19 protein-coding genes, 2 tRNA genes and 1 pseudogene are annotated in these 26029 nt (G+C 70.6%); 13 read left to right on the top strand and 9 right to left on the bottom strand.

What is annotated here, in order from left to right; translation table 11 throughout:
* Positions 1–89 precede the first annotated feature (89 nt).
* Positions 90–1893 (top strand): annotated as a pseudogene (locus AB0D18_RS08105) (AMP-dependent synthetase/ligase).
* A 21-nt stretch (positions 1894–1914) separates the two neighbouring features.
* Here the strand turns inward: AB0D18_RS08105 and AB0D18_RS08100 are convergent.
* A complete protein-coding gene (locus AB0D18_RS08100; RefSeq protein ID WP_362414191.1) occupies positions 1915–2781 on the bottom strand; it encodes an ABC transporter permease in 867 nt (288 codons plus the stop codon).
* Positions 2778–3707: an ATP-binding cassette domain-containing protein gene (locus AB0D18_RS08095; protein ID WP_362414189.1), complete on the bottom strand. Its 930-nt coding sequence runs from the start codon at positions 3705–3707 to the stop codon at positions 2778–2780. The genes AB0D18_RS08100 and AB0D18_RS08095 overlap by 4 nt, the downstream gene beginning before the upstream one ends.
* Positions 3708–3839: 132 nt before the next feature.
* Between AB0D18_RS08095 and AB0D18_RS08090 the strand changes: the two genes are divergently transcribed.
* The 4 genes from AB0D18_RS08090 (at position 3840) to AB0D18_RS08075 (ending at position 8862) form a co-directional block, all read left to right on the top strand.
* Positions 3840–5135, top strand: coding sequence for a sensor histidine kinase (locus tag AB0D18_RS08090; protein WP_362414187.1), 1296 nt, complete (start codon positions 3840–3842; stop codon positions 5133–5135).
* A complete protein-coding gene (locus tag AB0D18_RS08085; RefSeq protein ID WP_362414185.1) occupies positions 5132–5797 on the top strand; it encodes a response regulator transcription factor in 666 nt (221 codons plus the stop codon). The genes AB0D18_RS08090 and AB0D18_RS08085 overlap by 4 nt, the downstream gene beginning before the upstream one ends.
* Before the next feature lie 86 nt (positions 5798–5883).
* Complete coding sequence (locus AB0D18_RS08080; RefSeq protein WP_362414691.1) at positions 5884–6543, top strand: ATP-dependent endonuclease; 660 nt, start codon at positions 5884–5886, stop codon at positions 6541–6543.
* A 219-nt stretch (positions 6544–6762) separates the two neighbouring features.
* Positions 6763–8862 carry a glycoside hydrolase family 3 N-terminal domain-containing protein gene (locus AB0D18_RS08075; protein WP_362414689.1) on the top strand — a complete coding sequence of 700 codons (2100 nt, stop codon included), beginning with the start codon at positions 6763–6765 and terminating at the stop codon, positions 8860–8862.
* A 133-nt stretch (positions 8863–8995) separates the two neighbouring features.
* Here the strand turns inward: AB0D18_RS08075 and AB0D18_RS08070 are convergent, their stop codons facing one another.
* Positions 8996–9505: a helix-turn-helix domain-containing protein gene (locus AB0D18_RS08070; RefSeq protein ID WP_362414183.1), complete on the bottom strand. Its 510-nt coding sequence runs from the start codon at positions 9503–9505 to the stop codon at positions 8996–8998.
* A gap of 92 nt (positions 9506–9597) precedes the next feature.
* Here AB0D18_RS08070 and AB0D18_RS08065 point away from each other — a divergent pair, with 92 nt between their 5' ends.
* Positions 9598–10386 (top strand): class I SAM-dependent methyltransferase, encoded by a 789-nt coding sequence (locus tag AB0D18_RS08065; protein ID WP_362414181.1) that lies wholly within the window; start codon positions 9598–9600, stop codon positions 10384–10386.
* A gap of 63 nt (positions 10387–10449) precedes the next feature.
* On the opposite strand, the gene AB0D18_RS08060 is transcribed toward AB0D18_RS08065, so the two are convergent.
* Positions 10450–11460, bottom strand: coding sequence for a multicopper oxidase domain-containing protein (locus AB0D18_RS08060; RefSeq protein ID WP_362414179.1), 1011 nt, complete (start codon positions 11458–11460; stop codon positions 10450–10452).
* Positions 11461–11644: 184 nt separating this feature from the next.
* Between AB0D18_RS08060 and AB0D18_RS08055 the strand changes: the two genes are divergently transcribed.
* Both AB0D18_RS08055 and AB0D18_RS08050 read left to right on the top strand, forming a co-directional pair.
* Positions 11645–14188, top strand: coding sequence for a ThuA domain-containing protein (locus AB0D18_RS08055; protein ID WP_362414177.1), 2544 nt, complete (start codon positions 11645–11647; stop codon positions 14186–14188).
* Between the two features lie 69 nt (positions 14189–14257).
* Positions 14258–16414, top strand: coding sequence for a family 16 glycoside hydrolase (locus AB0D18_RS08050; RefSeq protein ID WP_362414687.1), 2157 nt, complete (start codon positions 14258–14260; stop codon positions 16412–16414).
* A 7-nt stretch (positions 16415–16421) separates the two neighbouring features.
* On the opposite strand, the gene AB0D18_RS08045 is transcribed toward AB0D18_RS08050, so the two are convergent.
* Both AB0D18_RS08045 and ligD read right to left on the bottom strand, forming a co-directional pair.
* Complete coding sequence (locus AB0D18_RS08045; RefSeq protein WP_362414175.1) at positions 16422–17564, bottom strand: ABC transporter permease; 1143 nt, start codon at positions 17562–17564, stop codon at positions 16422–16424.
* Positions 17561–18595, bottom strand: a complete 1035-nt coding sequence (gene ligD, locus AB0D18_RS08040) for a non-homologous end-joining DNA ligase (protein ID WP_362414173.1) — start codon at positions 18593–18595, stop codon at positions 17561–17563. Before ligD ends, AB0D18_RS08045 begins: the two co-directional genes overlap by 4 nt.
* Before the next feature lie 96 nt (positions 18596–18691).
* On the opposite strand from ligD, the gene AB0D18_RS08035 reads away from it, so the two are divergent.
* Positions 18692–19762, top strand: coding sequence for an ATP-dependent DNA ligase (locus tag AB0D18_RS08035; RefSeq protein WP_362414685.1), 1071 nt, complete (start codon positions 18692–18694; stop codon positions 19760–19762).
* Positions 19763–19786: 24 nt separating this feature from the next.
* On the opposite strand, the gene AB0D18_RS08030 is transcribed toward AB0D18_RS08035, so the two are convergent.
* Complete coding sequence (locus AB0D18_RS08030) at positions 19787–21199, bottom strand: FAD-dependent oxidoreductase (protein WP_362414171.1); 1413 nt, start codon at positions 21197–21199, stop codon at positions 19787–19789.
* Positions 21200–21454: 255 nt separating this feature from the next.
* On the opposite strand from AB0D18_RS08030, the gene AB0D18_RS08025 reads away from it, so the two are divergent.
* The 4 genes from AB0D18_RS08025 to AB0D18_RS08010 all read left to right on the top strand — a co-directional run bounded on the left by AB0D18_RS08025 (position 21455) and on the right by AB0D18_RS08010 (position 23583).
* Positions 21455–21745 (top strand): WhiB family transcriptional regulator, encoded by a 291-nt coding sequence (locus AB0D18_RS08025; protein WP_362414169.1) that lies wholly within the window; start codon positions 21455–21457, stop codon positions 21743–21745.
* Positions 21746–21966: 221 nt separating this feature from the next.
* Positions 21967–22040: transfer RNA gene (locus AB0D18_RS08020), tRNA-Ala, on the top strand.
* A gap of 10 nt (positions 22041–22050) precedes the next feature.
* A tRNA-Ala gene (locus AB0D18_RS08015) sits at positions 22051–22123 on the top strand.
* Between the two features lie 32 nt (positions 22124–22155).
* Positions 22156–23583, top strand: a complete 1428-nt coding sequence (locus tag AB0D18_RS08010; protein WP_362414167.1) for an SDR family NAD(P)-dependent oxidoreductase — start codon at positions 22156–22158, stop codon at positions 23581–23583.
* Positions 23584–23732: 149 nt separating this feature from the next.
* Here the strand turns inward: AB0D18_RS08010 and AB0D18_RS08005 are convergent, their stop codons facing one another.
* On the bottom strand, positions 23733–24659 hold the full coding sequence (locus tag AB0D18_RS08005; protein ID WP_362414165.1) for a chitosanase: 927 nt from the start codon (positions 24657–24659) through the stop codon (positions 23733–23735).
* Positions 24660–25043: 384 nt separating this feature from the next.
* Positions 25044–26024: an acyl-ACP desaturase gene (locus AB0D18_RS08000; protein ID WP_362414163.1), complete on the bottom strand. Its 981-nt coding sequence runs from the start codon at positions 26022–26024 to the stop codon at positions 25044–25046.
* Positions 26025–26029 lie beyond the last annotated feature (5 nt).

Raw genomic sequence — 26029 nt, 5'->3', positions numbered from 1 at the left:
CCGGTCCAGTGACCGTGCGGAGCACTTCTCCACGGTCCTACGCGGCGGTAGGTTGTCGGCGGAAATTCAGCTGGATCCAAGGAGCCGTGATGGGCGTACGCAAGGATCTGCAGAAGGCGCGCAAGCACAGCGGTCTCGCCGACCGCGTCACCGTGGAACTGACCCGCGAGGGCGGCGTGGTGCGCGAGGCGCGCGCGTCCGCGCTCGTCACCGGCGCCGCCACCGGAAGCACCGCCGACATCCCCCACCTCAACGCCGCCGAGGTGCCCGACCAGGTCGTGCTGCGCCGGAAGGACCCGCGCACCGGGCTCTGGCGGCCGGTCACCGCCGCCGCTTTCGCGGCCGAAGTCACCGCCACGGCAAAGGGGTTGATCGCCGCCGGGCTCGAACCGGGCGGCCGGGTCGCCGTGATGAGCCGCACCCGCTACGAGTGGGCCGTCCTCGACTTCGCGATCTGGGCGGCGGGCGGCCAGAGCGTACCCGTTTACGCGACCTCGTCGGCCGGACAGATCGAGTGGATCCTGCGCGACTCCGGCGCCCGGTTCGCGGTCGTGGAGACCCTGGAGAACGCGTCGCTCGTCGCCGGGGCGGCGCCCGAACCGGAAATCCCCCCGCGCGTCTGGACCCTGGACGCGGACGCCATGTCCCAACTCGCCGACCAGGGAAGGGAAGTGAGCGAGGAGGAAGTCACCAAGCGCCGCTCGGCACTCACCCCCGACACCGTCGCCACCCTCTGCTACACCTCCGGCACCACCGGCCGCCCCAAGGGCTGCGCCCTCACTCACGCCAACCTCCTCGCCGAGGCGGGCAACACGGTCGGGCTGCTGCACCCGGTCTTCGAGGCCGTCACCGGGCAGAAGGCCTCCACCCTGCTCTTCCTGCCGCTCGCCCACATACTCGGCCGGGCGATCCAGGTCGCCTGCCTCCAGGCCCGTATCGAGATCGGCCACTGCCCCAGCATCAAACCCAACGAACTACGCCCGGAATTACAGGAGTTCAAGCCGACCTTCATCGTCGGAGTGCCGTACCTCTTCGAGAAGATCCACGACACCGGGCGGGCCACCGCCGAGAAGATCGGACGCGGTGCGTCCTTCGAGCGCGCCGACCGGATCGCAGTGCGGTTCGGGGAGGCATCCCTCGCGAAGTTCCTCGGCAGGGGGAAGGGGCCGGGACTCGGGCTGTACGCCGGGTGGGCGCTGTACGAACTGCTGGTCTACCGGCGCATCCGCAAGGAGCTCGGCGGCCGGCTGCGGTACGCGATCAGCGGCGGCTCCCCGCTCGACCGCCGCCTCAACCTCTTCTTCTACGCCGCAGGAATCACCGTCCACGAGGGCTACGGCCTCACCGAGACGACCGCCGCAGCCACCATCGTGCCGCCGCTCGCGCCCCGCCCCGGCACCGTCGGCCAGCCCGTGCCCGGCACCTCGATACGTATCGCCGACGACGGAGAAGTCCTGGTCAAGGGGCCCATCGTGTTCGGCTCGTACGAGAACAACCCGGTCGCGAGCGGCGAGGTCCTGCGCGACGGCTGGCTCGCCACCGGCGACCTCGGCGCCCTCGACGACGACGGCTACCTCACCATCACCGGCCGCAAGAAGGACCGCCCTCGTCACCCTGGAGCCCGACGCGCTCCAGCACTGGCTTGCCGTACGGAAGCGGCCGCGCGACATCCCGCTCGTGACACTCCTCGACGACCCCGAACTGCGCGCCGACGTACAGAAGGCGGTGGACTACGCCAACGAGGCGGTGTCACGGGCCGAGTCGATTCGCCGATTCCGGCTGGTGGAGGGTGAGTTCACCGAAGAGAACGGGATGCTGACACCGTCGCTGAAGGTGAAGCGGCGGGCCGTGGAGACGGCGTACGAGAGCGAGATAGAGGCGATGTACCGGTGACGGTGGGGAGGTGACGAACCGTCACAGATCCCGGCGGTGTACGAGGCCGAGCGCGAGCGCCACCGCGACCACTGGCCACACCGCCAGCACGATCCACGAGTGGGTCAGGGAGGGGACGTAAGGGGCGGGCTGCATCCAGGACGGTGCGATGGCGCACAGATTCGTCCAGGCGTTGAGCGGCATGGCGTACTTGAGCGCGGCAGTCCACTGCTCGTTCTCGGTGAGGAACGACGGAAGCAGGATCAGGGCCAGTGCCGTCACCGCCACGGTGGCGGCACCGTGCCGCAGCAGCACCCCGACGCCCAGACCGATCAGAGCGCTCACCGGCGCCAGCACCGCCGACGAGGCCAGCGAACGCAGCACCTCCGGATCGCCGAGGCCCACACTCACCCCGCGCCCCGACAGGATCGCCTGTGACAACGTGAACGACACCGCCACCACCAGCACCCCGAAGGCGGTCGTGACCCCGGCGAGGACCATCATCTTGGCGGCGAGCATCGAGCGACGGGCGGGGACGGCCGCGAGTGTCGTACGGATCATGCCGCTGGAGTACTCGTTGGTCACGGTCAGCGCGCCCAGCGTGGCGATGATCATCATCAGGACCGTGGCGGAGGTGATCGGGAAGGCGTCCCGGATGGCCCAGGTGGGGACGAACTGCTCGCGGATGTCCTCCGAATAGTTCGGCCAGTTCCGGTAGTCGGCCAGGGCGCCGTTCGCACTGATCCCGATGACGATCAGCGCGGTCACCGGGAAGGCCCAGCGCATCGAGCGCAGTGACCACAGCTTGGTCCACTCGGCGGCGAGGAGGTCGAGGAAGCGGGGACGGGCATCGGGGACCGCGGTCCCGGCGGTGGCGGTCGGCGGGGAAGCGGTCAGGGGGGCGGTCATCGGGTTGCTCCTGTCGTGCCGGTCTCTGTGGCCGTGTACTCGACGCTGCTGGCGGTCAGTTCCATGAAGGCCTCTTCCAACGAAGAGGTACGGGTGGTCAGTTCGTGCATGACGACCCCGTGCCGGGCGGCCAGCTCCCCGATCCGGGACGCGGGCAGCCCGGTCACTGTCAGCAGTCCGTCCGTGCCTGCCTCCACGGCTGCTCCCTCGCCGGTCAGTACGGGAGTGAGCGACACCGCGTCCGGAGTGCGCACCGACACGCTCAGCCTCGTGCCGCGCGCCGCGAACTCCACCAGGCTCTCGGCGGCGATCAGTTCACCCCTCCCGATGACGATCAGCTGTTCGGCGGTGCTCTCCATCTCCGACATCATGTGGCTCGACACGAACACCGTCCGTCCCTCGCCCGCCAGCCGCCGCAACAGGTGGCGCAGCCACAACACCCCTTCCGGGTCGAGCCCGTTGACCGGTTCGTCGAAGAGCAGCACGGGCGGGTCACCGAGCAGTGCGCCGGCGATGCCGAGCCGCTGCTTCATGCCGAGCGAGAACCCGCCGATCCGCCGTTCCGCCGCCTGTGCGAGACCCACCTCCTCCAGCACCTCGGCCACCCGCCGCAAGGGAATGCCGTTGCTGCGGGCCAGTACGGACAGATGGGCGCGCGCCGTGTACCCCTTGTAGACGTCCTGGGCGTCGAGCAGCGCCCCGACGTGCCGCAGCCCGCGCGGCCGGTCCCGGAACGGGCGGCCGTCGACCAGTGCCGTACCGGAGGTCGGGTCGTTCAGGCCGAGGATCATCCGCAGCGTGGTGGACTTCCCCGAGCCGTTGGGGCCCAGGAACCCGGTGACGTGTCCCGGGTGCACGGTGAAGGACAGACCGCGCACGGCGGTGGTCCTCCCGTAACTCTTCGTCAGTTCGTTGACTTCGATCATGTGCTCCACAGTGCCGGGACCGCCCCCGGCCCGGCATCGGACCGGCGGCCACCTTCCGGCGGTGCGGGCAGCCCGTGGGCGTACGTCCACGGGCCAATGACCAGCCGTCGGCCGCCCCTTACGATCGGCCATATGTACGAGGAAGTCGCCGTCCCGCCCGCGCCCCGCCCCCTCCGGCCCGCGCTCCGCTCCGCACCGTTCGTGCGCCGCCCGACACCGGAGGTCCTGAATGCCCTGGCCTGGGCCGGGGCCGCCGTCTTCCCCGTGGCCCTCTACTTCACGGTGTTCGAGATCCGCAACTACTCCATCACCGCTCTCCAGGTCCTCCTCCCCGCCCTCCTGTCCGTGCTGCCGGTGGGCCTGCTGCGCCGCCGGCCACTGCCCGCGCTGCTGTCGGTCCTGGTGGGGATGTTCGCGGCCGGGACGACGGTGCACGCCCAGCGGGGGGAATTGCCGCGCGGCTACCCCGTGATGCCGGTGCAGATGGAGTCGGGGTGGGCCGGGTACGCGCTCATACTGTCCGGGGTCCTCGCGGTGGGCATCATCGCGGCCACGCGTTCGCTGCGGCTGTCGATCGGTGCGGCGGTCGCGGTGCTCGCGGTGCAGGCGTCGGTGGCCCCGTACTTCACCTCGGGGTCGAACGACTACACCAGCACCCTCGTCCTGTTCTTTCTCGTGCTCGCCGTCGCATGGGTGACCGGGTACTCGGTGCGCGAGCGCCGTCAGCACGCCGCAGCCCTCAGCGCCCAGGCGTCCACCCAGGCCGTCACCGCCGAACGCCTGCGCATCGCAAGGGAGTTGCACGACATGGTCGCGCACAGCATCGGCATCATCGCCATCCAGGCGGGTGTCGGCAGCCGGGTCATCGAAACCCAGCCGCAGGAGGCCCGCAACGCGCTGACCGCCATCGAGACCACCAGCCGCGACACCCTCTCCGGGCTGCGCCGCATGCTCGGCGCACTCCGGCAGGCCGAACCGGGACACCTACCAGAAGGCGCCCCGCTCGACCCCGTGCCAGGACTCGCCGACCTCGACCGGCTGGCAGCGACGACGACCGCCGCAGGGGTGCGGGTCGACGTGGAGTGGGTGGGGGAGCGGCGACTGCTCCCCGCCGACCTGGACCTTTCCGCGTACCGCATCGTGCAGGAGGCGGTCACCAATGTCGTACGGCACTCCGGTGCACCGAGCTGCCGGGTGACCCTCCTGCAGCAGCAGGAGGAGATCGGCATCGAGATCGTCGACGAGGGGCGCGGCGGCAGCCGGCCGCAGGGGATCGGCTACGGGCTGGTCGGGATGCGGGAGAGGGCGGCGCTCCTGCACGGCGAGTTCACCGCGGGACCGCGCCCCGGCGGCGGCTTCCGTGTCACGGCCAGGCTGCCGCTGCCGGCCGACGCGACCGCAGTGGCGCAGGAAGTGGTGCCGCGATGACCGTGCGCGTACTTCTCGCCGACGACCAGCCGCTGGTACGGGCCGGGCTGCGCGTTCTGATGACCGACACCCCCGACCTCGTGGTGGTCGGCGAGGCCGCCAACGGTGCGGAGGCGGTCGCCAGGACGGCCACCGACCGCCCGGACGTCGTCGTCATGGACATCCGGATGCCCGGCACCGACGGCATCGAAGCCACCCGGCAGATCACCGCCGCCCACCCCTCGGTGCGCGTCCTGATGCTCACCACCTTCGACGACGACGCGTACGTCCACGGCTCGCTGCGGGCGGGCGCGAGCGGCTTCGTCGTCAAGGACATGGCGCTGGAGGAGATCCTCGCCGCGATCCGCGTGGTCGCCGCCGGGGACGCCCTGATCGCACCGGGCATCACCCGCCGCCTGCTCGCCGAGTTCGCCGCCCGCCCCGTACCCGGACCGCCGCCCGCGGCGCTGAAGGCCCTCGGGGCGATCACCGACCGGGAGCGCGAGGTGCTCGTACACGTCGGGCGCGGGCTCTCCAACAGTGAGATCGCCGCCGCGCTCTTCATCAGCGTCGCCACCGTGAAGGCCCATGTGGCACGGCTGTTCACCAAACTCGACGCACGCGACCGGGTGCAGCTCGTCATCATCGCGTACGACACCGGGCTGGTGGCCCCGCCGGGGTGACACCGCCGGGCTGACACCGCCGGAGCTGCGGCCGGTTATCCCTTTGACGTGGCTGCGACACTGGCCCGGTGGACGAGAAGCAGCAGTTGCACGAGTCGGGCCGCTTCCGGGCGGCGGCCGTCACCTGGGCGGCCGGGGGCGCGGATGCCCCCGCGGCCGCCGAAGCCGCCCGCGAACTGGCGACAGGGTCCGGCCTGCGCACGGTGGTCCTCGTCGAGGGCGTCAGCGACCGGGCCGCGCTGGAGGCCCTGGCCGTGCGCCGGGGGCGCGACCTCGAAGCGGAAGGCGTGTGCGTCGTTCCGCTCGGCGGGGCGACCAGCATCGGCAGGTTCCTCGCCCTGCTCGGCCCGCAGGGGCTCGATGTCGCCCTCGCCGGACTGTGCGACGCGGCCGAGGTCGGCTTCTTCCGGCGCGCCCTGGAACGCGCGGGCCTCGGCAGCCCCCGTACGCACGAAGAACTGGAACAGCTCGGCTTCTACGTGTGCGACGCCGACCTGGAAGACGAACTGATCCGCGCCCTCGGCCCCGCCGGAGTGGAACAAGTCGTCGACACCGAGGGCGACTTGAGGTCCCTGCGCACCTTCCGCAACCAGCCCGCCCAGCGCACCAGAACCGTCCGCCAGCAGCTGCGCCGCTTCATGGGCACCACCGGCGGCCGCAAGGAGCAGTACGCGCGGGCCATGGTCGACGCCCTCGACCTGGAGCGCGTGCCGCGCCCGCTGGACGATCTGCTCGCCCACCTGTGAGAGCCTCCATGGCAATCGGCCGGCCGGGCGGCGACCGGGCGGCTCAACGATCCAAAAGGTGAAGACATGGGTGACGGTGGCGTGGGACGGCGGACCTTCCTCACGGCGATGACCGGCGGTGGAGCGGCGGCGGCCGTGGCGGGAGCGGACGGGGCGACGGCCGCGACTGCCGGTGTGGGTGAGGGTGACGAGGGCGAGATCCGGGCGCTGATCGCCCGTATGACCGTCGCGGAGAAGCTCGGCCAGCTCCAGCAGCTCGCCTGGACCGGTGCGACGGGCCCCGGCGGCAGCCAGACCGCCGCGGCCGAAGAGGCCGCCAGGAAAGGGAAGTTGGGGTCGGTCCTCAACATCATCGGCGCCAAGCACAGCAACGCGCTGCAGCGGATCGCCGTAGAGGAGTCCCGTCTCGGCATCCCGCTGGTCTTCGGCCTCGACGTCATCCACGGCTTCTGGACCACCTTCCCGATCCCGCTCGCCCAGGCCGCCAGCTTCGACCCCGAGGTCGCGCGCGTCGACGGCGAGGTGTCGGCGAAGGAGGCCCGCTCCCACGGCATCCACTGGACGTTCGCCCCGATGATGGACGTCACGCACGAGCCCCGCTGGGGCCGCATCGCCGAGAGCTGCGGCGAGGATCCGTACCTGACGGCGAAATTCGCGGCCGCCAAGACGCGCGGATACCAGGGCGACGACCTGAGCGCACCGGACCGCGTCGCGGCGTGCGCGAAGCACTTCGTGGCGTACGGGGGTGCGGAGGGCGGCCGCGACTACAACACGGTCGACGTCTCGGAATCCCGTCTGCGCAACCTCTACCTCCCGCCCTTCAAGGCGGCCCTCGACGCGGGCTGCGCCACGGTCATGGCCTCCTTCAACACCCTCAGCGGCATTCCCGCCCACGCGAACGGGCACACCCTCACCGAAATCCTCAAGGAGGACTGGGAGTTCGAGGGACTTGTCGTCAGCGACTGGAACGGTGTCGGCGAACTCCTCCCGCACGGCTTCGCCGCCGACGGCGCCGAGGCCGGCCGCATCGCACTGAACGCCGGTGTCGACATGGAGATGGTCAGCACCCATCTCGCCGACCACGGCGAGGAGTTGCTCGCCGCCGGTCGCATCAAGGAGGACCGCCTCGACGACGCGGTGGCCCGTGTCCTGCGCGTCAAGTACGCCCTCGGTCTCTTCGCGCAGCCGTACGCGGACGAGTCCGCCGTCGTGGACGTGCCGACGGCCGCCGCGCGCAAGGCCGCCCGCGAGGTCGCCGCACGGTCGATGGTGCTGCTGAAGAACGAGGGCGGGGTGCTGCCGATCGAGGCCGGGACGTCGGTGGCGGTGGTCGGCCCCTTCGCCGACTCCCGTGATCTGCAAGGGACTTGGGCGGGCCCCGGCGGGGAGAAGTTCCCGCCGGTGAGCGTGCTGGCCGGGATCCGGGACGCCGCGGGCCGCGGCGCCAAGGTGACGTACGGCGTGGGAGCCACGGCGCGTGCGGACCTGATCGTGGTGGTGGCCGGCGAGGGCGCGAAGCTGAGCGGCGAGGCGGCGTCCCGAAGCGACCTGGGCCTCCCCGGCGGCCAGGAGGACCTGATCGCCGCGGTCGCGGCCACCGGCAAGCCGTTCGTCGTGGTCCTGCTCAATGGCCGCCCGCTGACGATCGGCAACTGGCTGAAGTCCGCACCGGCGGTGCTGGAGGCATGGCACCCCGGCATCGAGGGCGGCAACGCGGTCGCCGACGTCCTCTACGGAAAGGTCAACCCGGGCGGCAAGCTCCCGGCGTCCTTCCCGCGCAACGTCGGGCAGATCCCCGTCCACTACAACCACGAGAACACGGGGCGGCCCTACGACCCCAAGTCCCCCGACAACACGTACATCACCGGCTACCTGGACGTGGACCGGACCCCGCAGTTCCCCTTCGGCTACGGGCTGAGCTACACGACCTTTGAGATCGGCGAGCCGAAGGCGAGCGTCCCCCGGATCACGGCGGCGGAGCTCAGGCGCGGCGAGACCTTCGAGGTGGAGGTACCGGTACGGAACACGGGCGACCGGGAGGGCGACGAGGTAGTCCAGCTGTACGTCCACGACCCGGTGGCGACTCTGGTCCAGCCGGTGCGACGGCTGCGGGGCTTCGAGCGGGTGACGCTCGGTGCGGGGGAGACCCGGACGGTCCGCTTCACGCTCGGCGCGGAAGACCTCGGCTTCTGGACGAACGCGCTGGACGGCCGGTTCGTGGTGGAACCGGGCGAGATCGAGGTATATGTGGGGTCTGACTCGGGGGCGCGGGGGAGGTGCGGGGTGGTGGTGGACAACTCCAGCCGGTCCGGCGTTTGAGGACACGCGGACGAAGTCCGGGTACGGGGCGCAGCCCCGAACAGCACCCCCACCAGCCCGCGCAGCGGTTTCGGGAAGGGGCGGGGTGGGGTGGGGGAAAGCGGCGCAGGCAGCCCGCCGCCCGCACCCAGCCTCAGGCCCCTTCCCCCCGCGCAGCAATCATCGGCCCCAACACCCGTGTCCCCGGCCCCACCCGTCCGCCGGGTCCCGGCAGTTGGGTCGTATCGCCCACCGTGACCGGCTCCCGGCACGCATCACAGACCACGACCGGCGTGGCGACGTGCCCGCAGGCTTCGTGGCGGATCAGGGCGGGCGGCCCCGCAGGCGCCGCGTACCACTTGTCGCCCCAGGCCATCAGCGCCAGCAGGACGGGGTAGAGCTCCCGGCCCTTCTCCGTGGCCACGTACTCCTCGCGCGGCGGGCTGACCTGGTACCTCTCGCGCGTCAGTACGCCCTCGTCGACCAGCCGGGCCAGCCGCGCGGCGAGGACCTTGCGGGACAGACCGAGGTCCTTGGCCAGTTCGTCGAAGCGACGGATGCCGACGAGGACGTCGCGCATGATCAGGGCCGTCCAGGCGTCACCGAACAGGTCGGTCGCGCGGGCGATCGAGCACGCGACGGCGGAGAGGGGGGTACGGGTCACGGCTCCACCGTATCGCCCTCGGGTTCCCTCAGGGAACTCGTCGATGCTAGGTTCCTTCAAGGAACCTGACCGGGACGCCGAGGGAGTCTGCCATGACCCGCACCCCGCACCTCGTACTCGACTCCGCCGGGCCCATGGCCGTCGACGGCCGCCACATCCGGGCCCTGACCTTCCAGTCCGTACGGATGGAGTACCTGCGCCGTACGTTCGGGGAGCTGGATCTCGGGGCGGCCGGCAGCCGGGCGCTCGTCGTCGGCAGTGGGCGCGGCCTGCTGGCCCGCGGCCTCGCCCGGCTCGGTTTCGAGGTCGTCGCCGCCGATCCGTCCCCCGCCGCGACGGCTCTCGCCGTGGACGCGGACGACGGGCAGGGCGTCACGTATCTGACGGCGCCCGCGGAGGAACTCGACCTGCCGGACGGCTCCTTCGACCTCGTGTACTGCGCCGACACCCTCGAAATCACCGACCGGCCCGCCGCGGTCCTCGCGGAGGCGGCGCGCGTGCTGTGCCCCGGCGGGGCCTTCGTCTACGACACGGTGGACCGCACGCTCGTGTCCCGCCTCATCTACCTCGGCGCCTTCCAGACCTTCCCCGGCACCCGGATCATGCCCCGCGGCCGCTACGCCGCACAGCGGCTGCGCCGCCCGGCGGAGCTCGCGGACGCCCTCGGCCGGGCGGGGCTGATCGCGAAGGACGTCTCGGCGTTCAAGCCGCGCGACGTACGCAGCCTGGTGCGCGCGACACGCGGGCGCAGGCGCGGCACGCTGACCGACGAGCAACTGCCGGACCTGGTCGACATGGTGCTGGAGCCGGACGGGAGCCCGGTGGTGACGTATCTGGGGTACGGGGTACGGGGCGGGGGACACGAGGGCCGCCGGGCCTGAGCTGCGCTACCGGCCCCGCCCCCCCCAATTCCGGACGGGCGGACGGGCGTGCCCCACCCACCCTCAGTGGTGCGGGTCGTACCCCGGAATCGTCCCGTCCGGCTTGGCGATCAGCAGCAGCCCCGCCATCCCCATGTCCGAATGGCTCTGGACGTGGCAGTGATACATCCACGCCCCCGCGCCGACACCCTCCCCGGCCACGATCTGAAGCCCGAAGGAGTCCGCAGGGCCGGTGATCTTGTTGTCGACGACGCGGCTCGGGTCCGTCGGGCCCTCCAGCAGCCCCGTCCGGTTGTCCGCCCAGCGATGACCGTGGAGGTGGAACGTGTGGTAGTACTCGCCGTGCGTGATCATCACGATCTCGATCCGATCGCCCACCGTCGCCTCGAAGTCGGGACTCTGGTGTCCCGGCCGGTTGTTGATCGTCATGTCGTTGAAGACGATCGTGAAGGTCTTGTCCGGCAGCAGGTCGCCCTTGCGGCGCACGATCACCCCGCCATAGAGGCCGCCTCGGATGCCGCCCGTTCCGTGCTCCGTACCGACCACGTGGTCGTGGTAGTGCCAGTAGCCCGCGCTGCCCGCCCGCCAGGTGCCGTCCTTGCGGCTGCCGGGAACGTGGGTGCGCCAGGTGTAGGTGCGGGTGCCGCCGGGTTCGACGTGGCTGCGGTTCATCCTCGTACCGTCGCTGGCGATGTCGTAGTCGAGGCCGTGGACATGGAGGCTGGCGGCCACGTCCATGGTGTTCTCGAACTCGATGTGCAGGGTGTCGCCCTCGTTGATGTCGATCAACGGGCCGGGAACCGACGCCTTGCCCTTCTCGAAGCCGTAGCCCATCTGACCGCCGGGCAGTCTCTCCGCGTACATCTTCAGATGGCGGACCTGTCCGCCGGCCGGTGCCGTCCTCGGCGGGGCCGCCGCTGCCTGAGCGGGCTGAGCGGGCTGAGCGGCCTGAGCGGCCTGAGCGGCCTGCGCCTCCTGTGCCGCCGACAACGATGTCAGAGTGGTCGTGCCGGTCACCGCCGCCACCGCCGTCCCGCCCGCCAGCAGGCGTCTGTTGAAGCTGCGTCTGTCCATGCCGAACTCCCCATCCCAGTACGGAGATTGACGGCGTCACCGTAGCGTTGCGAGGCCGGTTTATCCACACTCAGGACAAAGTTGGGTCCAGGGCGGTCGTACCTCTTGGCGAACCGGGAAAAGAGGTCTAGCTTCAGCGGCTGTTCCTGTGACCACTGAGCCACAGAGGGATGGGTGAACACCTATGCAGCATCTGCAGAGCGCACCGCGTCACCGATCGAGACCACCCCGCCGCGTATGGGCGGCAGTCCTTACGGCGGGAGCCCTCGCCGCCTCCCTGCTCGGCGGATGGTCGGCCTCCGCCCGGCCGTACCCCGACGATCCGGCCCCCTCGGCCGGGGAGGCCAGGGAGGCCAGGGAGGCCCTCAAGGCCAAGGTCAGGACAACGTTGTCCCTGCCCGCCCCGCCCGGTAGCGGCGCCACAGTCAAGGTCCTCGTCTTCCACGCCTCCGCCTCCGGCGAAGAGGCACCCAATGTCGACGCCGGCATCGAGGCCGTCGAGAAGATCGGCAGGTCCGGGCCGGCCGCCCAGCGGTTCACGGTCGTGGCGACCGACGATGCGGGCATCTTCACCAAGCCCCGCCTCGGCAAGTTCAACGCGGTCGTCTTCCTGACCGGCGGCGGCGACGTCCTCGACCCGGAGCAGGAGGCCGGGCTTGAGGCGTACATGGAGGCGGGTGGCGGCTTCCTCGGCATCCACGACGCCGCGCGCACCGAACCGTACTCCGAGTGGTTCGGCGGACTCGTCGGCGCCCGCGCCACCGGCCCAACCGCCGTACAACGGGCGACGGTTGAGGTAGGAGACCGGCAGCACCCGGCCACCAGGTCACTCCCGCTGGAGTGGAAGCGGCCCGACAAGTGGCTCAACTGGACCACGAATCCGTCCGGCGACGTGCACACGGTCGCCAGGGTCCGCGAGGCCACCTACCGGCCGGGCACCGGCGCCAACGGCGCCGACCACCCCGTCTCCTGGTGTCGCGACTACGACGGCGGACGGTCCTTCTACACCGGCATGGGCGGCACGGCCGAAGCCTTCGCCGAGACCGATTTCCGCGACCACCTGCGCGGCGCCCTGCTCTGGACCACCCGTCTGGAGCGCGCCGACTGCCGTGCCGCGATCAACTCCAACTACACGTCCGAGCGCGTCACTTCGCCGAACCAGCCCGGTCAGACCGACCAGATCGGCGAGCCGCACGGCCTCGTCGTCGCCAAGGACGGCCGCGTCGTCTACATCGGAAGGGGCGGCGCCGCAGGCAACGCCCCCGTCGTCACCGACTGGAACAACCCCGACATCGGGAAGGGTCAGGGACAGGTCCACGTCTACGACCCGAAGACGAAGAAGGTCACCTTCGCCGGCGCCCTCACCGTCTTCGGCAACAAGGGCGGCGGCGACGAACTCATCAAGAACGAGGAGGGGTTGCTCGGAGTCGAGCTCGACCCGGACTTCCTCACCAACGGGTGGGTCTATCTGCACTACACACCCCACTCCCGGATCAACCGCGACACGCACATGGCCGAGCGCCGCGTCTCCCGCTTCACCCTCGACCCGGCCACCAACAAGCTCGACCTCGCGAGCGAGAAGGTGCTGCTGAACTGGCCGGTCCAGGTGCACAGTTGCTGCCATGCCGGTGGCGGCATGGCCTGGGACTCGAAGCAGAATCTGTACATCGCGACCGGGGACAACAACTCCTCGCAGTTCAGCGGTGGTTACTCGGGCAACAACCCCAAGCCCCACTTCAAGGGCGTCTCCTTCGCCGACGCCCGCCGGACCGCGGGCAATACGAACAACCTCAACGGCAAGATCCTCCGCATCCACCCCGAGGACGACGGCACCTACACCCTCCCTGCCGGGAACCTCTTCACCGGCCAGGAGAGCGACGAGGGCGGCGGCAAGACCCGCGGCGAGATCTACGTGATGGGCGTACGCAACCCCGCACGCATCGCCGTCGACCCCAAGACCGATGTCCTGTACGCGGGTTGGGTCGGCCCGGACGCCGGAGAGCCCAGCACCACCTGGGGGCCCGCCAAGTACGACACCTTCGCGGCGATCACCAGGCCGGGCAACCACGGCTGGCCGTACTGCATGGGCAACAACCAGCCCTACCGCGACCGCAACCTGCCCGACCCGGACAAGCCGCTCGGCTGGTACGACTGCGCGAGCCCCAAGAACGAGTCCCCGAACAACGACGGCCTGGTGAACCTGCCGCCCGTCACCCCCAACACCATCTGGTACTCCCCGCAGGGCGGCGGCCCCGACTACCCCCGCGACGCCCACGGTGTACCCAGCTACAAGCTCTCCGAGCAGAAGCTCCTCCTGCCCTGGCTCAAGGGCGGCGGCCAGGCCACCATGAACGGCCCCGTCTACCGCTACGACACGGCGAGCGCGAGCAAGGACAAGTGGCCCTCCTACTGGGACGGCAAGTGGTTCGTCGGCGACTTCTACGACGGCGACCAGCCCCGGCACGCCGTGCTCACCGACCCGAAGACGGCCGGCAGGGGCGGACTGCCCACGCACGCCGAGTCCCTGAAGAAGATCATCCCGGTGGGGGCTGCGGGCATCCGCAACCTCATGGACTGGAAGTTCGCCCCCGACGGCTCGCTCTACGTCCTCGACTACGGGCGGGGCTTCTTCACCCTCGACGACAAGTCGGCGCTGTGGCGCGTGACGTACAAGGGCGGCGAGCCGACCCCGGCCGCCGCGGACGTGGTCAAGAAGGAGGTGAGGTGAGTGGTCGTCAGGAGAGCCAGGAGGCGACCGACTCCGCATGTGTGGACGGCAGTTCTCGCCGCCCTGGTGATGGTGCTCGGGCTGGCGGCAACCGCCGCACAAGGACGTACGGCAGGCAACGGCGAGAAGGCCGCGCAGACCCTCACCTGGACTGCGGGCGACCCCATCGACCGCTATCTGACCTTCCCCACCACAGCCGTCGCAGGACCCACCACGATCGTCTTCGAGAACAGCACCGCGACCGGCAACACCACGAGCATGCCGCACACGCTCACCTTCGACGTGTCGGACCCCGAGTACAACAACGACGTACCGCTCAACATCCTCGCCAACCCCGGTGACGCCCAGGGCGGCAAGCACACCGCCGAAGTCACCCTCACCCCCGGCCGCTACCGCTTCCACTGCACCATCCCCGGCCACGGTGCGATGCAGGGCATCCTCACCGTCACCGAGGGCGGCCCCGACACGACAGCTCCCGAGACCTCCGCGAAGGTCGACGGCGAGACGAACGCGGACGGCGACTACATCGGCCACGCCACGGTGACCGTGTCCGCCACGGACGAGGGCGGCTCGGGCGTCGCGAAGACCGAGTACGCGCTCGGGGCGGCCGGCGCCTGGACCCCGTACACCGCCCCCGTGATGATCCACGAGGTCGGCGCCCACAAGGTCCGCTACCGGGCCACCGACAAGGCCGGGAACACCGCCGCCGAGAAGGCCGTCGACTTCAAGATCGCCCCACCGTCCACCGACGACAAGACCCCGCCGGAGACCTCGGCGACCGTGACCGGCGAGAAGGACGACCAGGGCAGGTACCTCGGCACGGCGACGGTCACCGTGACCGCGTCCGACACCGGGTCGGGCGTCAACCGGATCGAGTACGCGCTCGGCGCGGCCGGCGCCTGGACCCCGTACACCGCACCGGTGATGGTCCACGAAGCCGGTACGCACAAGGTCCGCTACCGGGCGAGCGACAAGGCGGGGAACGTCGCCGCCGAGAAGGCCGCCGACTTCACCGTCGTCGTCCCGCCCGCCCAGGACAAGACCCCGCCCGAGACGGCCGCGGCCGTGACCGGTGCCAAGAACTCCGACGGCGCCTACCTCGGCAGCGCGACGGCGAAGGTCACCGCGACCGACGCGGGGGGCTCGGGCGTCGACAAGGTCGAGTACTCGCTCGACGGCGGGCCCTACCTCGCGTACACCGCCCCCGTCGTCGTCGACCGGGTCGGCCACCACGCCTTCCTGCACCGGGCCACCGACAAGGCGGGCAACACCTCGGAGCCGAAGAAGGTGTCCTTCGACGTCGTACCGGGCGGCGGCGTTCCCGCCCCCAACTGCCCAGAATTCGACGAGCGGTTGACCGTCTTCGTCGGCACCGTGGACACCGGCGTCCCGAACCGCCTCACCCGCAGCCGCTGCACCATCGGCGAGCTGATCGAGGACGAGAAGGAGTGGACCTCGCACGCCCTCTTCCTCAAGCATGTCGACAAGGTGCTCGACAAGCTCCTCGCCGACGGCGTGATCGACCAGCGCGAGCACAAGAAGATCTACGCCGCCGCCAAGCAGTCCGGCATCGGCAGGCCGGGCCAGACCGAGGGCTACCGCCCGCTGTTCGACGGCACGGCCGCCTCCTTCGCCAAGTGGCAGCAGGTCGGCGGCGGTTCCTTCGGCCTCAACGCCGACGGGACGATCACCAGCAGTACGACCGTGCCCGGCATGGGCATGCTGTGGTTCCCCTCCCGGAAGTACGAGGACTTCTCGCTGAAGCTTCAGTTCCGCGACGACGCGCCCGGTGACACCAACTTCGCCAACTCCGGTGTCTTCGTGCGCTTCCCGAACGTCCACGACCATCCGGAGGAGCCCAGGCCCGAGTGGGTCGCCATCAAGTACGGGCACGAGGTGCAGATCCTCGACCGGCCCGACGGCGACATGTACAAGACCGGCTCGCTCTACGGCTTCGACCGGGTCGGCCTCGGCGGCGCGGGCGTCACCCCCAAGGGCACCTGGAACGACTACGAGATCCGGGTGCAGGGCCAGCACTACTCGGTACTCCGCAACGGCGTGCTGATCAACGAGTTCGACAACAACGGCGGGCAGGACTTCTACCCGCCGCGCGGCGACGACCCCGGCACGGACGGACGCAGGTTCGCGTCCGGCTACCTCGGGCTCCAGGTGCACGGGACGACCGACGTCGTCTCGTACCGCGACATCCGCATCAAGGAGCTGTAGCCGGGCTTCACATCCCGGCGGGCGCGTCCGCCGTCACGGTCCCCCGTCCCGCGTGGGCGGGGGACTTGTCGCGGCCGCCCGGGTGCCGGTGCCGCCAGAACCAGAACACCGCACAGGACAGCAGCGCCCAGCCTGCCAGCACCAGATACGGCATCAGGTGCTGGTGCCCCTGGAAGTAGACGGCGGTGTGCTGTGCGTTGACCGACGCGCCCGGCGGCAGCCACCGCCCGATGTGCCCGAGGAGCGAAGGCAGCAGCGGCCACGACACCGCTCCGCCCGACGACGGGTTGCCGAGCAGCACCATCAGGCCCCAGGTGGGGATCATCGCCCAGCGGCCCATCAGGGTGTTGAACATCGTGAAGACCATGCCCGAGGTGAACATCGTCAGCGCGAGGATCAGCCAGGACTGCGCGAACGGCAGATCCAGCGCCCCCAGCAGCCAGTCCACCACCGCCGCGATCACGAACCCGCCGAGCAGTGAGTACGCGACGTGGAAGAAGATCCGCTCGGCCGGGTTCAGCCCCCGTGCGTGCACGCTCAGTTGGATCGCGCCGACGAAACCGATGATCACTGCGGCGAGCGAGATGTAGAACAGCGCGAGACCGCGCGGGTCGCCCTTCTGCAAGGGCTTGACGTCCTTCACCTCGACGGTCACCCCGGTCGCCTTGCCCACCTTCGCCCCGGCCTCGGCGAGCAGTTGGGCGACCGACGCGCCGGAGGCACCCGACAGGTCCAGCTCGACCTTCCGGCCGTCGCCGCTCAGCACGGCGAACTCCTTCTGCTCCTCGATCGCTTTGCGGGCCGCCGCCCGGGATTCGTACGAGGTCACCTTCATCGAGCCGGGCAGCGCCTTGTCGAGCCCCGCGACGAATGCCTTCAGCTGTGGGGTCGCCGGATCGCCGACGACGGCCGCCGGAATGTGGTGCGGAGTGGGGTTCGCCATCGTGTACGTGTAGGAACCGGCGAAGAGTCCGGCCGCGGCCGCCAGGATGAACACCAGCACCGTCGCGGGCAGGAACGGCGATTTCTTGAACGCCTCCCACCGCTCGCTCCCGGTACGCACTCTGCCGTGCGCGCCGTGTGCTCCGTGGTGCTCGGGCTCGGTGTCCAGCCCCGTCTCCGGCCCCGTCTCCGGTATCTCGCTGCTCATTCCTGCACCTCGTGATCGTCGTGCTTGGCCCGGCTGGGAGCGACGCGCTTCGGCTCGCCCGGCATCTTCGGATAGTCCGGCGGATACGGCAGATCGCCGAGCCCCCGGTCGGTCGCGTCCCGGTCCGCCAGCTCCAGGAGCGAGTCCAGTACGAAGGCGTGATCCGCCAAGTCCTCGTGCACATCGCCCAGTTCGGCGAACCGGACGGGCATGGTCGCCACGTCGAAGTCCTCGGGGCGTACGTCGTCCAGCTCCTCCCAGCGCAGCGGCGCCGAGACCGGGGCGTGCGGCTTCGGGCGGATCGAGTAGGCGGACGCCATGGTCCGGTCGCGGGCGGTCTGGTTGAAGTCCACGAAGATCCGCGATCCCCGCTCCTCCTTCCACCACGCCGTCGTCACCGCGTCCGGCATCCGCCGCTCCAGCTCCCGCCCGACCGCGATCGCCGCGCGCCGTACGGCGGTGAAGTCCCAGCGCGGCTCGATCGGCACGAAGACGTGCAGTCCGCGCCCGCCGGACGTCTTGGGCCAGCCCCGCAGCCCGTGCTCGTCAAGCACCGCGCGCAGCTCGTGGGCGGCCCGTACCGCGTCGGAGAAGTCGGTGCCCGGCTGCGGGTCCAGGTCGATGCGCAGCTCGTCCGGGTGGTCGGGGCGGTCGCGGCGCACCGCCCAGGGGTGGAAGGTCAGCGTGCCCAGGTTCGCCGCCCAGAGGACCGCCGCCGGCTCGGTCGGGCAGAGCTCGTCGGCGGTGCGCCCGCTCGGGAAGGTGATGGTGGCCGTGGGCAGCCAGTCGGGCACGTTCTTCGGGGCCCGCTTCTGGTAGAAGGACTCGCCCTCGACGCCGTCCGGGAACCGCTCCAGCATGGTCGGGCGCTCGTTCAGCGCCCGCAGGATGCCGGGGCCGACGGCCAGGTAGTAGCGGGCCACGTCCAGCTTGGTGAAGCCGCGCTCCGGGAAGTAGACCTTGTCCGGGCTGGACAGCCGCACGGTCCGCCCTCCTGCGTCCAGCTCGATCGCTTCGCCCGTTTTGCCCATGTGCGCCACGGTAGGCCGAGCCTACATATGCCGCATATCGGAGTATCGGGCAGGGTCAGAACCATGGCCACGAACTCGTCACCACCGCAGGGACCGATGAATCTCCCCGTCATGCCCCCGGTGAAGCCGATGCTGGCCAAGTCCGTGAAGAAGATCCCGCCCGGCATGCAGTACGAGGCGAAGTGGGACGGCTTCCGGGCGATCGTGCACCGGGACGGCGCCCACCTGGTCATCGGCAGCCGCACCGGCAAGCCCCTGACCCGCTACTTCCCGGAACTCGTAGCCGGGCTGCTCGCCAACCTCCCGCCCCGCTGCGTCGTCGACGGCGAGATCGTGATCGCGCAGGGCGGCCGCCTCGACTTCGAGCGGCTCTCCGACCGCATCCACCCCGCCGATTCCCGCATCAAGCTCCTGGCGGAGCAGACCCCGGCGAGTCTCGTCGCCTTCGACCTGCTCGCACTGGAGGACCTGGCACTCCTCGACGTACCCCTCGTGCAGCGCCGCAAGGCCCTCGCCGACGTGCTGGAGGGTGTGGGTCCACCCGTGTACCTGGCGCCCGCGACGACCGATCCGCAGGTCGCGCAGGTGTGGTTCGACCGGTTCGAGGGGGCCGGCCTGGACGGGGTGATGGCGAAGCCTCTGACGCTGCCGTACCGGCCGGACGCCCGCCTCATGTACAAGATCAAGCACGAGCGGACCGCGGACTGCGTCGTCGCGGGCTACCGGCTGCACAAGACGGCGGGCCCTGCCGTCGGCTCACTGCTGCTCGGCCTGTACGACACGCAGGGCCGCCTCCAGCACGTCGGCGCCTCCTCCGCCTTCACCATGCAGCGCCGCAAGGAGCTGCTCGAAGAGCTGGAACCGCTGCGCCTGGCCCCCGGCGCCGCGCACCCGTGGGCAGCCTGGGAGGACCAGACCGCACACGAGGCGAACCGGCTCCCGGGCAGCCAGAACCGCTGGAACAGCGGCAAGGACCAGTCGTGGGTGGCCCTCGACCCTTCGAGGGTCTGCGAGGTGGCGTACGACCACATGCAGGGCACCCGGTTCAGGCACACCACCCAGTTCCGCAGATGGCGGCCGGACCGGACGCCGGAGTCCTGCACGTACGACCAGCTGGAGGAGCCGGTGGGCTACGACCTGGGCGAGGTGCTGGGAACCACGACCTGACCACCGAAGCCCTGCGATGCGGCCCTACCGCGAGGTGACCTTCTCCCACTCCTCCCGGCTCGGCCCCTCCAGGCCCGGCTCCCAGTGCGGGTGGGCCGCCAGCCAGGCCGCGAGGTGCCGCTTCACCTCCGGGTCCTCGTACGCCTCCCGGGGCAGCTCCTGCAGGTTCCGCACCCGGGCGCGCGCCCGGCCCACCACCGGGTCGGAAAGACCGCACACCAGCATCGCGGCGCGCTGCCTGGCGAATCCGGTCGGCGGCTCGGTCGACCGTTCGGCGTAACGCTGTCCGATCGCGTCGTCGGTCTGCACCTGTATGTCGAACCACGGCCTGAGGGTGTCCACCGCCCACGCGTGGTACGCGCCGGCGAACTCCGCGCCCGCCGGATCCACACCCCCGTCCACGTGGTCGGCCAGCCACCTGGCGGCCCACAGGGAGAGCGAAATCCCCTGCCCCATCGTCGGATTGGTGTGCGTGAAGCTGTCCCCGACGGCGAGCAGACCAGTAACGACCGGGCCCTCCTCATCGACCAGCGCGCTCCACCGGTTGTCGAGCCCGGCCATCGGCAGCACCTCGGACAGCGGCTCCGGGCCGCCGGACAGCCAGGCGGCACCCGACGAGAAGGCCCTGGCCGCCGTCTCGAAGACGGCCGGGTCGCGCAGCGCCGTACGGGTCGGGTCGTCGGTGTGCAGGAAGAGCGCGACGCCGAACACCCCGTTGTCGGACGGGAAGACCGCACACCCGCCGAAGGCGCCCCCGGTCAGCGCGAGCGGCCCGCGCGGCCTCTCGGCCCGTCCCTCCGGCAGCCGGTACCAGCGGCAGAAGTACGCGATCCCGGTACGGTGCCGCTCCACGACCGGCGGCCGGCACCCGGCCCCGGCCAGCCAGTCGGCGGTCTGGACCCGCCGCCCGCCGGAGTCGATCACGACGTCCGCCGGGAAGTCACCGCGCTCGGTGCGCACCCCCGTCACCCGGGGGGCGCCGCCCTCGCCGGTCGGCGCGACGATGAGCCCAGTGACCGGTTCTCCGTAGCGCAGGGTTGCGGTCGGCTCGGCCCGCAGCGCGTCGTAGAGGACCGTCTCCACGAGGATGCGGCGCGTCTGCAGCATGACCAGATGCTCGTCGCCCTCGCGCACCTCCGTCGGTTCCGCGAAACCGGCCAGCTCGTGGTACTCGCTCGCGCCGCGCCGCAGCAACTCTCCGTACACATCGGGCAGTTCCTCCTTCAGTACGGCACGTGCCGCGCCCAGTAGGGTGTGCGGCTGGACGGCCTGCGGGACCGTGACGGGACGCGGCCAGTCGAAGAAGTCCGCGTCGAAGTCGCCGCAGGGTGCGCGGGAGTCCCGCTCGAAGAGCGTGACGGGGTGCCCGCGCCTGGCCAGGAGCAGTGCGGTGGCCAGCCCGGCGACACCGCCGCCGATCACTGCGAAGTCGGTCATCTTGCGTACTCCTCAAGTCAGTTGATCCCGGACCCCCGTCACTTCCCCCGGCCGGCCCGGCTTCGAAACGACTCCTGGAGGGTACGGGCCGGTCCGCAGCGTCGTGCGGCTGGTCCGCGAACTCCTCGTCCTGGAGACGGCCAGGGACAACCACTCGTGGGAGTGCGTACAGGTACTGCTCGCGCTCGAAGCGGAAGTGGTCCCGTTGAACGCTCGTTGATCAAACGTTGATCGGCACCGGGCAGCGTGTGCAGCATGCCGATCAAGAACACCTATTCCACCGACAGCACCATCTTTTCCGCCGACGGCGAGCCCTCCTGGCGGGAGAGCGCACTGTGTGCCCAGACCGGCCCGGAGTTCTTCTTTCCCGACCCGGGCAGCTCCACCCGCGAGGCCAAGCAGCTGTGCGGCGCGTGCGACATGCGGACCGCCTGCCTGGAGTACGCCCTCACCCACGACGAGCGGTTCGGCGTCTGGGGCGGGCTCTCGGAGAGGGAGCGGTACACACTGCGGCGCGAGCGCGCCAACGAGAGTCTCAGCCGCTGAACCCACTGCTCAGCCGCTGAACCCACCGCTCAACCGCCGAACCCACCGTCGCGTACGCACTGGCACCTGCCGGATGGGCCGCGCCTCCGTGATGCCGCACATCACCCGGGGGCACACCCACGCACCGACCATTGCGCCGGCCGAGAAGGCGGCGGAACTGGTGCGGGAGGACGCACGGTAGTGCTGCCGGGGTCACCCGTTAGGATCAACCCCAAGTTGCTCCGGATCGTAGTGCAGAGGCAGGCGCACCCGCCCTTGCAAGCGGGATACGCCGGTTCGAATCCGGCCGTCCGGGGCGACCAGGCGGCCCCGTAGCGCAGAGGCAGGCGCGCTCATCTCGCAGGTGAGGACACGCCGGTTCGAATCCGGTCGGGGCCGCCGCCGAAAGCACGCACGGGGGCGGGGAACACATGCAGCACACGGCCGACGGGCCGCACGGGCCGATACCGGAGGGGTCCCGCGACGACGCACTGTCCGATGACCCACTGTCCGACGACCCACTGTCCGGCAACGCCCCGTCCGAGGAGGAACTCGCGTCCTTCCATCGTACGGTCAAGAAGCTGCGCACCCTCCCCGCCGACCACCCCGTCCGGTTGCACACCGAGCGGGTCGCCGGGGCGTACGTCCGCGACGGCCGGCACCGTCGGCGCAAGGACCGCAAGGCAGCCGACAAGCAGGTGGACGCCGCGACCATGGCCGCCGCCACGACCGGGGCCCTCGACCGGCGCGAGGACGCTCCGCTGGAGCGGCCCGGCACGCCCGGCACTCTCCGCCGCCCGCGCCGCTGCTACGTCTGCAAACAGCCCTACCGGCAGGTCGACGCCTTCTACCACCTGCTCTGCCCGGCCTGCGCCGCCGACAACACCGCCCGCCGCGCCCTGACCACCGACCTCTCCGGGCGGCGCGTCCTGCTCACCGGCGGCCGGGTCAAGATCGGCTTCCAGCTCGCCCTGATGATGCTCCGCGACGGCGCCGAACTCCTGGTCACTTCCCGCTTCCCGCACGACACCCTGTCCCGTTTCCGGGCCGCGGAAGGCAGTGAGAAGTGGCTCGACCGGCTCACCGTCGTCGCCGTCGACCTGCGCGACCCGCGCCAAGTGCTCGGCCTGTGCGAGCAGTTGAGGGACACGGGCGAACCGCTGGACATCCTGGTGAACAACGCCGCCCAGACCGTGCGCCGACCGCCCGAGTCGTACGCGGCGCTGGCGGCGGGGGAGCGCGGGACACTGCCCGCCGAAGTGCTGCGGGCCCCCGGGTACGTATCGATGAACGCGGAACTCTCCCCGGCGCACGGTGCGTTGGCCCTCGTACTGGCCGAAGAGACGGACGAGGCAGGGCTGTTGCCCGACCTCGCACCCGTCAACTCCTGGTCCGCCCGCCTCGGCTCCGTCGACCCCGCCGAACTCCTGGAGACCCAGCTCGTCAACGCCCTCGCCCCCGCCCTGCTCTGCGACCGGCTGCTCCCGCTGCTGCTCGCCTCGCCGCGCCCGCGCCGGTATGTGATCAACGTGACGGCGGTCGAAGGGCGGTTCACCGTACGGAACAAGACCGGCGGCCACCCGCACACCAACATGGCCAAGGCCGCCCTCAACATGCTCACCCGCACCAGCGCCGCCGAACTCGCCGTCCAGGGCGTCCACATGTGCAGCGTCGACACGGGCTGGATCACCGACGAGAACCCGGATCCCCGCAAGGCGCGGATCGCGGCGCGCGGCTTCCGCACCCCGCTCGACATCGTCGACGGGGCGGCCAGGGTGTACGACCCGGTCGTGCGGGGCGAGGCGGGGGACCCGGTGTCGGGCGTCTTCCTGAAGGACTACCGGGAGGCGGCGTGGTGACACCCTCCCCGGCCCGGGGTGCGGCCTTCCCGGTTCAGACCACGGTCTCCCCGGTCCGGAGCGCGGCCTTCCCGGTTCAGGCCGCGGCCTTCCCGGTCCGGAGCGCGGCGGGGCGGTGACACCGCCGGCCCGGCGGGCGGCCTTCCGCGTCAGCGCGCGATGCGGAAGGTCTCGTCGTACATCTTCCACTCCAGCGGGGGCTTCAGATCCATGTTGTTCTTCTGGAGGAAGACCTTCTGGGCGGTGTCGATGCGGGACGTGTCGTTGAGCTTCTTCTTCGTCCGGAGCACCTCGCGCGTCTCGTGCAGGAACGCGTTCAGGTACTCCTTCTCGGCCTTCTTCTTGTCCTTGGCGTCCGTCTCGGAGGGCGCCTTGGCCTTCTTGCGGGCCAGGTCGCGGATGCCGTAGAAGCCGCGCGGGTCGATGCCGGGGCCGTGCAGCACCATCGCGTCGTAGTAGATGAACTGGCCGAGCGTGCCCAGACCGTCCATCTTGGCGAGATCGACCGCGGGCTTGAAGTAGTACTTGTCGCGGGCCTGGTCCTGCGCCTTGATGAAGTCGGGTTCCTTCGCCGCTTGCTTCCACGCCTGGGGGAAGCCGGGGTCGAGGCCCTTGTGCGAGGCGCTGCCGTCGACCTCCACCAGTGCGGGGATGAAGACGGCGAGCGGGTTGTCCGGGTGGGACTTGGTGTAGTCCTGGATCAGCTGCAGCATGTCGTGCGTGCCGGAGGTGAAGCCGACGACACCGGCGGTGTAGCCGTTGCCGTCGCCGACGTCGCGGATCGAGGAGTACTGGCCGCGCCAGTTGGTCGTCGAGTTCTCCGCGGTGGAGATGATCTGCGCGGCCATCTCCTTGGCGGCGGGGGCCGCGAGACCGGGAGGCAGCTTGGCTATCACCTCCTGGTCGGTCTTGGGCTTCTTTGCCTCGGTGGCCGCATCGGCCTCACCGGACGCTTCCGCGTTCTCGTACGGGTCGACGTAGATCAGGTCGTCCCCCTTGGGGTTGCCGCCGAACACTGCGGTGGCAACGATGGCGACCGGGGCGCCGATGAGGACTAGACGGGTGAGAGGTTTCACGCCCGACAGATTACGTGGCGCGGGCGGCGCCCCTGCGCGGAGATCCCCTCTTGGCCGTGACGGCTCATCTCCGCCAGCTCCTCCAGAGTCGGCCTCAGCTCACCCTCAGCCACCAATTCACTTGGAGCAGGGCCAGTTGACAGCACGGTCCGTACGGGCGCGGACTCGCCGGCGTCGCGGCCTCGGCCGACCGGGACGAGGTGCGGATCGCCGCCCGCCTCGGCGACCCGGATCGTTACGTGCGCGAGCCGACCCGGATCGTTACGTGCGCGAGCACGGACGCGGTCGAGCGGGTGTCGGGCGCGCACGAGGCGGCGGACCGGTACCACGGCGTACGGGCCGCCGGAGGCCAAGCCTCCGGCAGCCCCTCCGCCAAAGGAGCGCTTACGCCGCTCCGGCTGCCCGTGCCGCCTTCCGCGCCAGCCTCGCCGCCAGCTTCTCGTCGAACTTCGTCGCCTCCGAATCCAGCCCGCTCATGTAGAGCCCGAGCTCCTCCTGGGCCTTCAGGCCCTCGGGGCCGAGCCCGTCGATGTCGAGGACCTTGAGGAAGCGCAGCACCGGCTGGATCACGTCGTCGTGGTGGATCCGGATGTTGTAGACCCCGCCGATGGCCATCTGTGCCGCGGCCCGCTCGAAGCCCGGCATGCCGTGTCCCGGCATGCGGAAGTTCACGACCACGTCGCGCACGGCCTGCATGGTCAGGTCAGGAGCGAGCTGGAAGGCGGCGCCCAGCAGGTTCCGGTAGAAGACCATGTGCAGGTTCTCGTCCGTGGCGATCCGCGACAGCATCCGGTCGCAGACCGGGTCACCGGACTGGTGGCCGGTGTTCCGGTGCGAGATGCGGGTGGCGAGCTCCTGGAAGGCGACGTACGCCACCGAGTGCAGCATCGAGTGCCGGTTGTCGGACTCGAAGCCCTCGCTCATGTGCACCATCCGGAACTGCTCCAGCTTGTCCGGGTCCACCGCCCGCGAAGCGAGCAGGTAGTCGCGCATCACGATGCCGTGCCGGCCCTCCTCGGCGGTCCAGCGGTGCACCCAGGTGCCCCACGCCCCGTCCCGGCCGAAGAGGGACGCGATCTCGTGGTGGTAGCTCGGCAGGTTGTCCTCGGTCAGCAGGTTCACGACGAGCGCGATTTTGCCGATGTCCGTGACCTTGGACTGCTCGGGCTCCCAGGCCTGGCCGTCCTCGAAGAAGCCGGGGAAGTTCCGGCCGTCCGACCACGGCACGTACTCGTGGGGCATCCAGTCCTTGGTGACCTTCAGGTGGCGGTTGAGTTCCTTTTCCACCACCTCTTCCAGTGCGAACAGCAGCTTGGCGTCGGTCCACGCCTCCGAGCTGCCGAGATGGGGAGAGGTGATCGTCACGGGTA

Origin of the sequence: Streptomyces sp. NPDC048442, from assembly GCF_040651475.1 — a bacterium.
Lineage (GTDB): Bacteria > Actinomycetota > Actinomycetes > Streptomycetales > Streptomycetaceae > Streptomyces.
This window is presented reverse-complemented; position numbering and strand designations above follow the sequence as displayed.